This is a genomic window from Rhizobium sp. P32RR-XVIII (assembly GCF_012641395.1).
GTDB lineage: Bacteria > Pseudomonadota > Alphaproteobacteria > Rhizobiales > Rhizobiaceae > Rhizobium.
Window position 1 is genome coordinate 39,765 of sequence record NZ_JABAIH010000025.1, and the last position, 13,188, is coordinate 52,952.

At 57.3% G+C, this 13,188-nt stretch carries 9 protein-coding genes; 1 reads left to right on the top strand and 8 read right to left on the bottom strand.

All coding sequences use genetic code 11. The annotated features are described in order from the left end of the window. Positions 1-292: 292 nt before the first annotated feature. From HGP14_RS32035 to HGP14_RS36000, 7 genes are all read right to left on the bottom strand, one after another. On the bottom strand, positions 293-2,527 hold the full coding sequence (locus HGP14_RS32035; RefSeq protein ID WP_168833847.1) for an adenylate/guanylate cyclase domain-containing protein: 2,235 nt from the start codon (positions 2,525-2,527) through the stop codon (positions 293-295). 228 nt (positions 2,528-2,755) lie between these two features. Then, complete coding sequence (locus tag HGP14_RS32040; RefSeq protein WP_168833848.1) at positions 2,756-3,244, bottom strand: hypothetical protein; 489 nt, start codon at positions 3,242-3,244, stop codon at positions 2,756-2,758. 286 nt (positions 3,245-3,530) lie between these two features. Then, complete coding sequence (locus HGP14_RS32045; protein ID WP_168833849.1) at positions 3,531-5,051, bottom strand: ATP-binding domain-containing protein; 1,521 nt, start codon at positions 5,049-5,051, stop codon at positions 3,531-3,533. Then, positions 5,048-6,802 carry an ATP-dependent endonuclease gene (locus HGP14_RS32050; protein WP_168833850.1) on the bottom strand — a complete coding sequence of 585 codons (1,755 nt, stop codon included), beginning with the start codon at positions 6,800-6,802 and terminating at the stop codon, positions 5,048-5,050. The genes HGP14_RS32045 and HGP14_RS32050 overlap by 4 nt, the downstream gene beginning before the upstream one ends. Positions 6,803-7,020: 218 nt before the next feature. After that, entirely contained in the window at positions 7,021-8,358 is a 1,338-nt protein-coding gene (locus tag HGP14_RS32055; protein WP_312862237.1) for a hypothetical protein, read from the bottom strand. Between the two features lie 212 nt (positions 8,359-8,570). Continuing rightward, positions 8,571-9,752 (bottom strand): hypothetical protein, encoded by a 1,182-nt coding sequence (locus tag HGP14_RS35995; RefSeq protein ID WP_246704707.1) that lies wholly within the window; start codon positions 9,750-9,752, stop codon positions 8,571-8,573. Then, entirely contained in the window at positions 9,749-10,528 is a 780-nt protein-coding gene (locus tag HGP14_RS36000; RefSeq protein WP_246704708.1) for a toll/interleukin-1 receptor domain-containing protein, read from the bottom strand. The genes HGP14_RS35995 and HGP14_RS36000 overlap by 4 nt, the downstream gene beginning before the upstream one ends. A 400-nt stretch (positions 10,529-10,928) precedes the next feature. Here HGP14_RS36000 and HGP14_RS32065 point away from each other — a divergent pair, with 400 nt between their 5' ends. After that, positions 10,929-11,993, top strand: a complete 1,065-nt coding sequence (locus tag HGP14_RS32065; RefSeq protein ID WP_168833852.1) for a hypothetical protein — start codon at positions 10,929-10,931, stop codon at positions 11,991-11,993. Positions 11,994-12,337: 344 nt separating this feature from the next. Here the strand turns inward: HGP14_RS32065 and HGP14_RS32070 are convergent. Beyond that, positions 12,338-13,188 (bottom strand): RHE_PE00001 family protein (locus tag HGP14_RS32070; protein ID WP_168833853.1); only part of this gene is annotated, 851 nt, incomplete at its 5' end.

Here is a 13,188-nt window from a genome sequence, read left to right on the forward strand (position 1 = left end):
CGGATTGAGGTTTGAGGATCTGCAACAGTTGGTGGCCTTAGCGAAAAGGACCAGCTCATCGACGCGAGTGCTGTCCACATCGACGGCGCGCCCGCATTAGCCTTCCACGCAGCCATGGTGCGAGAGAGCGCAGGCACCGTGATCGCGTCGCAGGTCAAGATGTATCAGATCTTCGATGATGGAGCCGTCATATCGCTTCACTGCTCCGTTGGTCGGCCACTCCAGGAAGCCGATGCAGTTCAAAAACGCGCAATCAGGTAGCAACTGCCGTATTTCTGCCAAAGACTGCATCTCAATTTACGCCCGAAAATTCGAATCTGTCCCACTGAAGAATCAACAGGTACTCGTTCTTTCCGGCGAAAGTGCCGCCGGGATTGCGGGAGACGACGCCGCAGAAGCGCCACCGCGTCGGATAGATGGAACAGAGCATGTCACCCTCGATTCTGCTGCTCCCCTGATCAGACCATTTGCCAACGGTGATAAGTGTCGTGCCGTTTTCTGCGGTCACCCGCCGATATGCCTCGCCTGTCCCGATATTGCGCCCCTGAATTTCGTGACCGAAGAGCAGAGCTCTGATGGCGTCGCCGTCGAGACGATCTTCCGGCTTCGGGCTGACGCCGGCGGGCAGTTCCGGCACTCCTGCCTTGCGCAGACCCACGAGCACCCTTTCGAGGTCGACATAATTTTTGAAAGGGAATTCCGTGGCGGCCATCAGCCCTGTGTATTCAGGCTCCCGCGCCTGGGCAAGATATGGCTTGAGCCTCTCACGGGCCTTGGCAGCATCGGCGCGTCGATCTAGTTGCCCGTAAGCGGAAATGAGTAACATGAGACCGTCGTAATTGGACCAAAAGTCCCAGTACGAGGTTTCTTTCGATTCCGGAGCGATCTTTTCGAGGGCGACGACAGCTTCCTCAAAGCGATCCATCGAGAAATAAGCAAGCCCGGCAAGGAAGTAGCGCCAGCGTGACCACGCGGGATCTACGCGTGTTGCAGCATCAAGGTAGCCGAGACCGTCCGCGGCCCTGCCGTTAAAAATCATCGCCGCACTCAGCGACTCGTAATTGGAAGGGTCGCTAGAATCCAGTGCTATGGCCCGCTCCGCGGCGGCGATCGCCTCATCGGACCTTTGCATCATGTTCAGCTTTGCCGTGAGGAGTCTGTAATAGGCCGGAGAGGGATTTTTGGCGGCCTGTGTGAAGTAGGCGTCCGCCTTGCTACGGGCTTCATCTTGCGAAAGCCCGAACACTTTCGACCGTGCCTCGGTCCAATGTGCTTCCCGATACATCCAGGCGAGTGCGCCCGCAGCATTGCTAAATGCGGGATCAAGCGCCAGAGCCCGCTCGTAGTACTTTACGGCCTCCACCCAGTCCTCCGGCCTTTCCCTCAGTTCCAGTTCGCGACCGCGCAAATATGCCTCGTATGCGGCGAGGTTATTTGTTCCACCAGCGATCGAGGCAACTTGATAGCTCGTGACTAGGCGAAGCTTGAGGGCGGTTGCGATCTCCCCAACCATCTTGTCCTGAAGCTCGAACACGTCACTCCATGCCCCGTCAAGTCGCTCCGCCCACACGTTGCCACTGGTCGTCGAGTCTATGAGTTTCGCATTGATGCGCATTTTGGACCCGGCACGGCGTATGCTGCCCTCGAGGATATATCGAACGCCGAGTTGGGTCGAAACTTCTGATGGCAGGCTGGCCTTGTCTTTGAACGTGAAGGCAGCATTGCGTGAAATTACGAACAGACCAGGAATGCGGGCCAGTTCGGTCGTCAAATCCTCGGTGATGCCATCGGCAAGGTAGCCTTGTTCCGTATCGTCGCTGAGGTTGTCGAAAGGCAACACGACGAGTGACGGCCGGGTATCGACAGCAGCAACGGAGGCATCATCGTCCGCCTGCCACGGCTGCCACCACGCCAATCCCGCTAGTGAAAAGGCGGCGATTGCCATGGCGGCTGCAGGAACGCGCCAAGCTCGTGGGGTCCTCCTTGCCCTGACGGTCTTTCCCTCTCCTGCCGGATCAAGCACCACGCGATAGACCCGGATCGGCTCGGCGATGCTCTTGACCTTCTGCTCGCCCAGCGCAAGGTAGCCGACCGCGAGCTTCGATTTAACCTGGTCGTACGTGGTCCCGGATATTGCGATGCCGCCGGGTTCCGCCAGCACCTGCATCCGGTCGGCAATATTGACGCCGTCGCCGTGAATGTCCTCGCCTTCGACGATGATGTCGCCGAGATTGGCGCCAATGCGAAAAACCATCCTCTGTTCGGGTGGCAGCGCTACGTTGCGTTCGGCTTTCTCCTGTTGAAGTTCCACTGCGCAGTGCAGGGCATCCACCACGCTGTGGAACTCGATGAGTACGCCGTCGCCCATGGTCTTTACCAGGCGGCCATGATGCGTGGCGATCTTCGGCTCGAAGAGTTCGCGCAGGTCGGCATGGAAGCGACGACGCGTTCCCTCTTCGTCGATCTCGCTCATTCGGCTGTAACCGACGACATCCGCAATCAGCACTGCTGCTAGACGGCGCTCCATCGCAGTTCTTTCTGGAGGTGCTATCCTCGAACTGGCATCTTACCGCAGGTCCCGCGCCGTTGCACCACAGTAGTAGCCTCAGCAAACTCTACCATGTGTGGTGGCGGTTGCTACCGAATTCCGCAAAAACGGTTCCCATTGGTAGAGGAACTTTGCGACAGGGTCGCCCACGGCTCACCGCGTCTGGAAGCTAGCCAATCCGTAAGGCCCGACCTCGCCGCCAGATCATCACTGCAATAGACTGAGATCGAGCAACTGTTTTGCAAACCGCTCGATGAAGCGGCGCGCTTGACGCATTCCCGCGTCTAATTCGCGCCGCGCGGCAACATACTCAGCGGCAACGATGCGCACTGTACGTTGGACCCGCTCTGCGGTCCCCGTCTCGAGAAGCGCCAGAGGCAGTACGCCGTCCTTTATCGCCCAATGGGTCCGGTGCTGCTCGAACTGCCCGATCCCGAGCTGATCTGCCATTGCCAATACGAGTCCACGGTCAAGGTAGGCGTGATCGGGGTCAGGTTCGAATTCGAAGTTTATATCCCGTCCTCGTCGGACGATATTTCGAAGTTGACCGTGCCTGACAACGCGGGCGTGCGGTCCCCCGGCGCCAACCTCATACATCAGAAGCGTCGGGATTCCTTCGAGTTGACGAAGCGTCTCGGGTTGCGCCAGGTCAAAAGCGGCTGCACCCGCATCGCTGTATTCCTTGAACCGATCCACTCCGGTAGACAGAGGGGGTGTCTCCCACCATTCGCCGTTCCCTGAAACTATAAGATTAAACATCTGTCCCCCGCGGCCGGTCTTTCAAAGGGATCGGCCTTGCATATAGGATTTCAACTCGCAGTTATGCTCAGAAAGAAATGCTACGAGCTGCTCCTGTCAATGAGCCATTCATTGTTAGAGTGTCTTCCCAACGAATCGGACCCGGCCACCGTTAGCCCAGGATTAAAGTGGACGTGAGAAATTGCGGGCCCTGCGAAGGAATGTCGCAGAACCAGATCGGAATTTAGAGACTGAAAAGTGGGCTCGGATTGTCGCGGCATACGACAAGCGTGAGGTTCTTCATTGCTCTGCTGAGACCAACATACAAGAGGCGGCGCTTGTAATCGGTGTTCGAGAATGATTGCCGGTCGCACATCATTATAAGAGCGTTGTCACATTCGAGACCCTTCGACTTGTGAATGGTGCTAATACATTTCGGTGGAGGATGGGGATGAGAAAAAGTTCTCCGGCGGGTGATTTCGGTGAGCCCCAAGTCTACAGACTCGAACCCACCGAGCTTAATCCCATCCTGATACTCGCTTTTCAGGTCGATCGAGATCTCGGTGAACCCTGGCGTCCTTGCCGAGATCAGGTCCTTCAGACGGCGAAGGGCTAGGGCGACTCCACGGTGGTCGGGATTTTCCAATAGAGTGCGGCTGATCGCCTGAAGGTGTGAGGGCAGCCCTCCGGTGGGTTTCCCACACGTCTCGATCACCTCCTGCCTGACGCGGCCCCCGTGCGCTGAGGCCGTAAAGCCGGTGCAGGTGCCACCCACAAAAGATAGAAATGCTTCGGTGATGTCAGGGGCGGAGCCGGAGCACCGCCGGATACCCGCAACCAAAGCCGCGAGTTCGTCACGGCTGTGCCCTTCCCAAATTCGCATCGATCGATTGAAGAATGCATTGAGGTGATCGACGCGATCGTTTCCCACGGTGAGTATGAGCAATTGTTGCGAATTCCGAGCGAGCGCTGAAACGGGCCGGCGGTCCTCAGTTGCCATGTTGACGGCCTTGCGTGCAAAGCGAGCGGAATTTGATGCGTGTATCACGGTAAGGCCCTTCGTAAGCGTGCCGGCGAGGCTGATGGAGTGGCCCCTTTCGAGAGCCTCGCGTGCACCTAGCACCCAGTGTCCAAGCCCGAGTGAGCCGGATCGCCAGCGATGAGGGTTCGAAAGCATTCCGAAACCCCCTAATTTGGTAAGGCTCTTCCAGCGATCGAGTGCCAATCGCGTTCCTTTACCGGGACCGCCATAAATGATCTGCATGGAATCGCCCAGAAATCGCACAATCGAGCCAGCTTTATGCAGGGCCATCACTGCCGCATGTTGATCTGCGCTCGCGTCTTGGTGTTCATCGCATATGATGATCGGGTAGCGCATGGCAGCAGCGCCAGCCACGGAGGTGGAATTTTCGAGGAGTTCCTTGCAGCGAGCCGCAACGGTTTCGTAGGCCGAGTGCTCTCTCGCCCACGTCCCGACACCAGCCGGAAAATCGAGGGAACGATGGTACATCGCTGCAATCTCGGTAAGGAAGCTGTCGATCGTGCGGATCTCTACGCGGTCAGATACGCCCCGAGTTCGATCCGCGAAGACAGATCGAGCAGCATGGGTATGGGTCAAAATCAAGACACGCCCTGCCCGCAGTCGGTCAGCTGCTTTCAACGCGTAGTTCGCGCCTTGATAGGTTTTGCCGCAGCCAGCCGGCGCCTCGATCGTAACCAAGCCTAGATTGGAGCACAGCAGCGATGCGACATCGTCATCTGTCACAGGACAAGTTCTCCATAATCGAGCGCTTGTTCGCCAACCGCTGTGCGTATTGCGTTGACGAACGGGAGTAATGCCGGTTCGATTTTCCGCCACAGGCCCAAAGTTATCATTTTCTCACATAGCTCACCGCCCCCGGTGATCGATTTAAACCACCTCTGGCTATGCCTCGACCACTCCTTGCCAACTTGTTCGTTCGGCGCGCCACTCTTGTCGCCTGTGGCGGCAGCAATGATCAATGTTCGAAGTGCCTTGAGCGACCCACAAGCCTGCAGGATTGCCGCCTCATCTTTCCTATCGATGCCCAGCCGCTCAGCAAGGGTCCGTAGACGGTCGCCACCCAGACCTTCGGCGTCATAGGCAAGCGTAAATAATCGGTCATCGGGAACATGCGCGATGATGTTTTCTTCTAGGCATCCCGCCGGCCACTGAAATAGCTTCGGCCCGGCCGCCGCCTTCAAACTCCGCCAGCGTCCAGTGAATTTGCCCTCGTCGTCGCAGAAGCCCGCTACACCGATTCCCGCTGTCCTCAGTGCCTCTAACAGGCCGAGCATCGCCTCGTTGCCGCCCCCGTCAGCAATCCGAATCCCGTAAATGTATTCCCGCTCTGAGAAAATGCGCTGAAAAAGGAGCCGAAGAAAACCAACTTCCGTCACGCCTTCGGCAATGATCGGGACCTTAGATAGGAACGTCTCTGGATCACGCGCCTGCTGCCTTGCGATTTTGTCTTGGGCCAACCGGCCAACCCGGCCGTCGCCACCGATGTACCAGAGAGCTGATTGCCTTGCCGCGGCAAGAACGATCGGGCTATGCGTCGTCAAAAAACACTGCTGATCTTCCGACGAAAGGGAATCGAGAAGCTGACGTAAGCGGTAAGGCTCGAGTCCGCGCTCAATTTCGTCGATCACCGTCAGTCGGGTCGATGCTTCGGTTGCCCCCGCAATCTGTAGCGCGGCCATTCTTCGCGTGCCCGCGCCCCAACTCGATAAGGGCAGGAGTGTACCGTCTTTGTCGGCGAGTAGCCCGACAAGGGCGCCGATCGAGAGCCCCTGGCTGCTGGTCAACCCAATATCAAGGTTGTGCGGGAGTCCCGCATCCTGCAGCGTTCTGTCGAGACCCTGGAGGGCCTTCGTCTCCTCGTCGGTCAAAGCATTGGAGATATCGGCAGCGGCGACCTCCTTGCTTATGCGTGATTTCAAATTCCCCTTCGACAATAGCCGGTCCAGGGCCGACCCCGCGACCAACCGCAGGTCACGATCGTTGCGGTCGTCATTCGCGAGACGCACGACGCCAACCTTGCGCCGAAGGCCGGTAGAAAGCGCAACCGTCTCAGCGTTTGGTTGGACGATCTCCCAGATCAGTTCCAGTTCGGGAGTGCCGCGGACCCTGAAGATGTAAACCGGATCTTTGGGCGTAGTTTCATGTTCGCGGTCGGGGAGAACCGCAGCCTTGCCGTCCCATTCCCAAGGCCAAAGCGCCTGTTGAAAGTTTGCCAGGCCCATCTCTTCGGAGAGGGAGACGGTTGCTTCAATTACGAAACCGGGGTCGAGCGATCGGTTGAGATAGTCTGTCTCGAAGACTTGGACGGAGTTCGTGGGACTGAACAACAACGCAATCGCATGAAGAAGTGTCGACTTGCCTGAATCCCCTCCCCCGATAAGCAAGTTCATATTGTCGTCGGGATACCATTCCGTGTCGGCAAGCCCCCGAAAATTCGTAACCCGAAGACGTTTTATGCGGGGCTGCTTGATCATTGACGAACCGAATCAGTGGGATTTCCATCAACCACAGGCTGTCGAGCTATTTTGACAATAGCAAGCACCATGGCGCCTCATCGGAGAGCGCCTGCCGGAACCGCCGAGGTGACGGCGTCACATTGCCCAGCACCGAGGATGTGCTCAACCTAGGGCGAGCAATTTGCCGCTCGACTTGTTTGAAGAGACGCAGTCCCGCGAACCGAATTTAAGGCTCTTCAGATGTAAAACTTGAACGGTTGCTTTTTCTCACCTTTGGCGGCCGAACCCATCGTCAATACGTCGCCAACCATCCGGGCGAAACGAACCGTGACTGGGAGCCCATCGTTGAAATTGCACGAATTATAGTTGATTTTTGTGAGGCCCATGATGTCGGACAGGACGTCGCGGATGTTCGGTTTGGCATCCTTGCTCCGGGTCACCGTGATGTGCAGTGGATTGGGTGTTTCTGGTCCGATATATGTATCCAACTGCGGAACGTACCCCGTCGTCCAAATGTAAGCGGTCTGGTGGTCCAGTATCAACGCTGTGCCGCGCAGGACGGGATAGTCTCCGTCTCTGAAGAGTTTCGTCTCACCGCCGGTGGTGCGGATCCGAACGCCGACCACATTTGTCCCGGCCGGCGCCGCCTCGGCAAAGGCGCTCCACTCCTCGTCGTTGAAAAACGTTTGTCCATGGATAAAGAGTTCCTTTGGCGCTTCACCATGAGTGCTGATATAACTCTCCAGAACGAGCTTAAGCAGGTCCTCGGCCGCGTCACGTTTCAGATGAAACTCATAGTCTCCGGTCTTCCACGGACCGTTTGCCCCGCGAAAGACGACGCCGTCGCCTTCGTTAAGGAACATCTGAGCAGCACAGCACGAGTGTCCCTGAGGGTCATTCGGAAGGCTTTTGTAAACCATCCCGAGATAGCAGACACCCGGCCGGATGGTCGACAGTCGCCACGGCGGTCGTGGTTGGGTCTTATAGTAGAGACCAGTCGCGAGATTCCAGGCAACGGTCGCCCGATCTTGCGTCTTGCGGGTGGGATAGCCGGCCTTGTTCAGAAAGGCGCCCGGCGCCAGCGTTGTCTCACGAATGAGCTGCGTGGGGGCAATGTTCAGGAAGTCGGCTTTGATCCGGCGATGAAAGTCAGGAACATCATCAAAGATGGTCTCATCACTCTGGTCGATGACGCCGGCGAAAAGCGGAAGGCTCTCGCGCCGTCTCTGCTTTTTGGCGAAGTCCCCCTTCTCGGTGGCAAGCCCAGTGCGCTTTGAGTTGGGCCTGCAACGCTCATAGACAATTTCCGGGAGCACCAGGATCCAGACATCGACCGTGCGCTCTTCGTTACGCAAATGCTTATTGACACGGTCGATATAAAGTCGGGATACCTTATCCACGGCCTCATGCTGATTGAAGACGCGTGTAACACGGTCGATGTCCTCAAGCGGGATCGAAAGCGCGCTGAGCTCGTCTGGATCGTAAAGGATGCCAAAGGTTTCCTCGAGACCCGGGAAGTTTGCCAGGTGAAGGCGATTTGCCTTTTCGCCCTTCCCCGGCGGCGGCACTTGCACGATGGAATGCAGTTCACGGCTCCAGGTGCGGAAATGTGCGATACCGTCGCTGGTGCCGACGACACCCACCCGGATCTCGCGCGCCTTCTTGGCCTTCGCGTGTGGCCCATAAAGGTATAACCCGTCTTTCGGATGCGCGCTTCGCTGGCCGAAGGCAAACTCGAGCTCCGGCTCGTGGATATGATCGACCTGCAGGGAGCGTTCTGGGAACCTCATTCTTCCACCTCGTCTTCGCTATCCGGCCTGCCGAGCGTGCTGATATCGGTTTCCTCTTCATCCTCACCAAGAATGTCGGGAAGTGCCGTCCTGACGGGCGAAGTAAACAGCATTGGGGCTGCCTCCAGGACGATTTCCGCGGAATCCGACATAGGAAGGCGGACAAAGGCAGATTCCCCCGACAGAAGCTCGAGAAAGGCAAGCATTCGGCCATACCACTGCTTGTTGCGCCATCCCTTGCAGATTGATCGCCTCAACCTGTGCAGCTTCTTGGCGTCGTCAATGGCAAGTCCGCTCGGTGTCTGGTTGTCGACTGCAAACAGCACTCGAGACTTCAATTTGAAATGCCAGAACGGCCAGAAGGCCGGCATCGCGGTAACGCCGAATTGCCAGATGTGGCCCTTTGCAGAATTGCGCAGCATCGAAGAGCGATTGTCGCCTTGCGTTCCCCATGGAATTCGTTTGCCGGTAGGCGCCTGTTCGGCTGAGGCATGAAAACCCACGGCGTTCGAATACTGATATTCGACGAAGCCGTTACGCTTACAATAGTTGAACCACGCGGTCTTTAGCATGGCGATCATAAGATTCGATGCTGTCTGACGATCGACTTTCAGCTTGGCGAATCCACTCTCTGTAAATTCGACAAGCGGAATTTCATATTTCAACCTGAAGCGCCCGGCTGCTTCAAACGCGATGTCGATTTCCGCCGGCTCGCCGAAGGCGAAAAATCCGGCTCCCCCCACCAACGCGCAAGGATGACCGTAGGCTTCAATCGCCGACTGAAGGCGGCTTCTGTTGATCACGCCAGAGCTTTCGAAGTATCGAATGACGTCAGGCGCCTCGGCGACGCGAAGCCAGTTCGAGGTCAGTCGTTCCGGCTCGTCAACAATCGGAACGGCGCCGCGCCGGCGGAATATCTCCCAGTTCGGGTTGATCGAGATCTGGTCTGTCCGCCGCGGTGCTTTCTGACGCTGAAGTGTATCGAGCAGCTTATCGAGACCCTCCCCCCAGTTCCTAACGAAGTCGACAGGGACTGTATCTCCAAGACCCTTGATCTTGCGGAATGTCTCCATTCGCAATGGTATAATGAACCGCTGGTCGCCAAGTTCCTTGGCCAATTCCAAGGCAATATCGAGATCGTCTTCGACATTGCTCTCGGCCAGTGTCGCATCCCTCACAGCAGAAGCACCTTGGCTGCGCGGTGGCGAAGTGCAGTGGTAAATTCCCGCTTCCACCGATCACCAGGTTGAAGTGTAAGGATGTCCGCAAATACCTGATAGCCCTCGGCCTCGAGTTTCGGCGCCAGCCACAGCGTGAACTCGTCGTCGATAGGCGAGCCCTTGATCAGAAATATGATATCGCGCTCGGCATGTGCGACCTCAGTGGTTTTGCTGGGATGCGGCGGCAGAAGTCTCGCCAGCGCCGGCGGGACATCCTCAGATGTCATAGCCTTGCGGACGATGGAAGTGAGAACCTTTTCGAGAACCGGCGTGTTTTGCTGCCAAAGGTTTTGGTGTGCCGTCTCAATGTCCGAATGAGAGCGTAGGGAGGCGTTGAGGTCGTCAGCACCGAAGATATCACCAGTGGATATCAATGCAGGGCCAATAATCTCGGCGAGATCTTCCTTGTTGGCGGGCGTTAGCGCAACAGAAGTCGCGAGAATATAGCGTTGGGGTGCGAGCTCGTCGATTGACCGGCGCTCTTCCCTCATTTTCGACTTCAGTTTTGAGAAGCCCGAGCGAAGATAGTGTTTCGCCTGCAGGATGACTGCTCCGGTCGCCATTGCGTGCCGACCGTCCATTCCATCATCTGTGCCCACTGTGAAGGCCTCAAAGCGGACACCACATTCGCGCCCTATAAGGTCGCGCGCCAAATCTTCAAAATCGGCGGCGGAGAGTGTTGCGAAATCGTACTTCATCGGCAGACGATGAGAGGCCAGTGCGCCTGCCGTCAAGCACTGCGCATCGAGATAAACTTCAGTTTGACGCGTTACTAACAACTATCGGGTGTTGTTTGCGTTCCGCGTGCACCGCAACAATAACGATCGATGCAAGATAGGGATAGTCGAGCGTTCCCGGCGCCAAACTCGGATTCTCATCTTCGAGTTGGCGGCGCAGGTGGGCAAGCATAAACAACCGCGGCTAACACGCCGACTTTCTAGTTTATCCAGCGCGCATCCGTGGACCGCATCGGAAGGTTCAAGCATGCACCGGTTCGGCTGCAGCTTTCAATGAAAAGGAATCCCATTCTTCGCCGCAATGATTTTTAAGCAGAAATCGATGGAAATTTAGGTTTGCCTTTAGGGCGGAGTGAACTCTTCAACTTTACTACGCCGATTAGATCGGAGATATCTAATGGGCCAAGGAAACGATTTACGGCTTCTGGACGACGCAGTAGCGGTGCTACAACAGCGCATAGCGGCAATGGGCGGCCTGGCAAGTTATGACCTGGAATGGGTCAATAGCCTCTCGACTGAGGGCACGGTATTGTCTGCAGCCCTTACTCAGGCCGCACTTGAGACGATTTGGACCTCCACCTTGTCTGGGTTCGATGAAGAGCATCATACGTCGAGTTTCATGGGCCATTTCGCCTCGTGTCTTTCTTGGTTCAATCTCATGGACCGATGGCAGAACCCCGAGGACCACGACGCCCTCCAACCTGAAATCTACTGGGCGCAACAGCCCAAGCATATTGAGGCGATCCGCGGAGGGGATTTTGGACTTGCCCGCCGCATCGGAGAAAACTTCGTCAACATCAAGCTCTTCCAGGCAAAGAAGGCGCCGTTTATGCCCTTGCCGTTTTCACATTACCGCCGGGTAGCCGATCGCAATTTCGCAGACGCGGAGTTGAGGAAATATGCGTTTGGTCAGGCGCCCGGCAAAATTGATAGCGTCACAAGACTTCATCAAATTCATCGCCTCCTTCGTTGGCAGGAAGTCGGCAACGCTGTCTGGCGCGATATCCACGGGCAGGACAAAGTCGATCCGATTTGGTGCTACTATATGTATTGGTCTCAGCCCTTGGTGGTTGGAAAAAGGTTGACATATCGTTTGCCAACCGCCGCTGCCGCCGCTGCGGTTTATGGCGAAGTTTCGCAGGAAATGAATAGTCGCAAGCCTAAGGCAAATCTGTCTCTATCAGCGGGTCGCGAGAGGAAGAGCTTTCTCGCTATGGTGATGGCAGATGAGTCGGGGATTTGTTTGAACAAGGAAGATGCGCGCGTGCTCTTGGGAGCTATGGCCCGTGTCAACCTCCCCGATTTCGTTGCAATAGACGGAAGTGGTGACGATAGTGGTTCATTCTGGCAAGATATCTTCGACCAGGAAGCCGTCATCACCCGGAGATCGAGCCGGAAAAGCAAGCCGCCACGACCAGCGCGAGACCACAAGCCGATAGCCGGGTTGACGCCCTCCAAGTAATCTACAGCAAGTCGTCAGAGATCGAGCCAGCATCTGGAATCCGCAAATGACTAACAGGCGACAGTTGCGGCGAACAATGTTCAGGCAGAAATAGAAAGCCGGGGTCTCGGACCTGTTCGGCAGTTGCTATCGGCCACTACTGGGCGCCCAACGGTGGGGCACAGCACAATCGAGGTCGGAGCTGCACTTCCGGCGCCGATGTTGGATTGGGTCCGGAAAGCAACGGTCGTCTTGCTCTTAAAGGGAACTGGCGAAACGCTCTCGTTCCCAGAACCGGTAGGTTTGGCTTCGACGTTGAAAAAATGCCTCCAGGACTTTGCCGACGGCGAAGAGCTCGGACTCGATTATAAGATCCCCCATGCCCGAAACCTCCCCCTTCCGGTCATTTCCCTCAAGCCAAGCTCCAAAACGATCCGCCGCGCCGCTTGCGGCGTCACGTCCAGCGTCTTGGCCACCATTTTGGCCGACACCAGCGGCTTCGCCATCACCAGCTCGACCAGCTCCGGCAGCTTTGACGACGTCCGCCGCCCCTCCAGCTTTCGATCCATCATCTTTTTCGCTAGCGTCAGCCGGTCATGCTCTTTTATGCCGATCTCGGCGGCCGCCAAATGGCCGTGGGCGATGGCCAGCAGTCGCGTCTCGCGATCGCGATGTCGGCGCCGATCGACGGGAATGGTTTTGAGGCCGAGATCGATGGCGGCGAGATGCGCGCCTGATGTGATGCCGGCATGGCGCAAGATGGAGGCCGCAAACAACCGACCGAGCCAGGGTGCATGCTGCAGGACGGACAATTCATTCCAGGCATCCAGGGCGACGATGGCCTGCAGCACCGTCGGCAGATGTTCGGCCTGCCGCAGCACGCCCCGCCATTCTTCGAGCCGCGCGTCCTCGTCCCAGTCGAGATCATAGACCAGCGGATCCTTTTCGGCAGCATGGCTGCCGGCGCGGCCGGGCCGTGTTGCGTTCTCGATCGCCGCCTCCGATCGGGCGAGCACGGCATCGATGGCGGCGTAGTCGACGCCGGGCAGATTTTTGACAGCGTTGGCGTCTTCTCCCTCCCCTTCCGGTTCGGTTGCGAATGCGCGTCGGGTGGCGGCGACCGTCGTCGCCTCGCCCGTGCCGGTCGACGGGATCTCAGATGTCTGTCGCAGCGCCCGAACGCCGTCTGCCGACAGCGCCCACTCCGGTGACTGAG

Excerpts from the sequence above, each read along its gene's own strand:
- HGP14_RS32035 (WP_168833847.1), bottom strand. The coding sequence starts at position 2,527 with ATGGAGCGCCGTCTAGCAGCAGTGCTGATTGCGGATGTCGTCGGTTAC.
- HGP14_RS32050 (WP_168833850.1), bottom strand. The coding sequence starts at position 6,802 with ATGATCAAGCAGCCCCGCATAAAACGTCTTCGGGTTACGAATTTTCGG.
- HGP14_RS32065 (WP_168833852.1), top strand. The coding sequence starts at position 10,929 with ATGGGCCAAGGAAACGATTTACGGCTTCTGGACGACGCAGTAGCGGTG.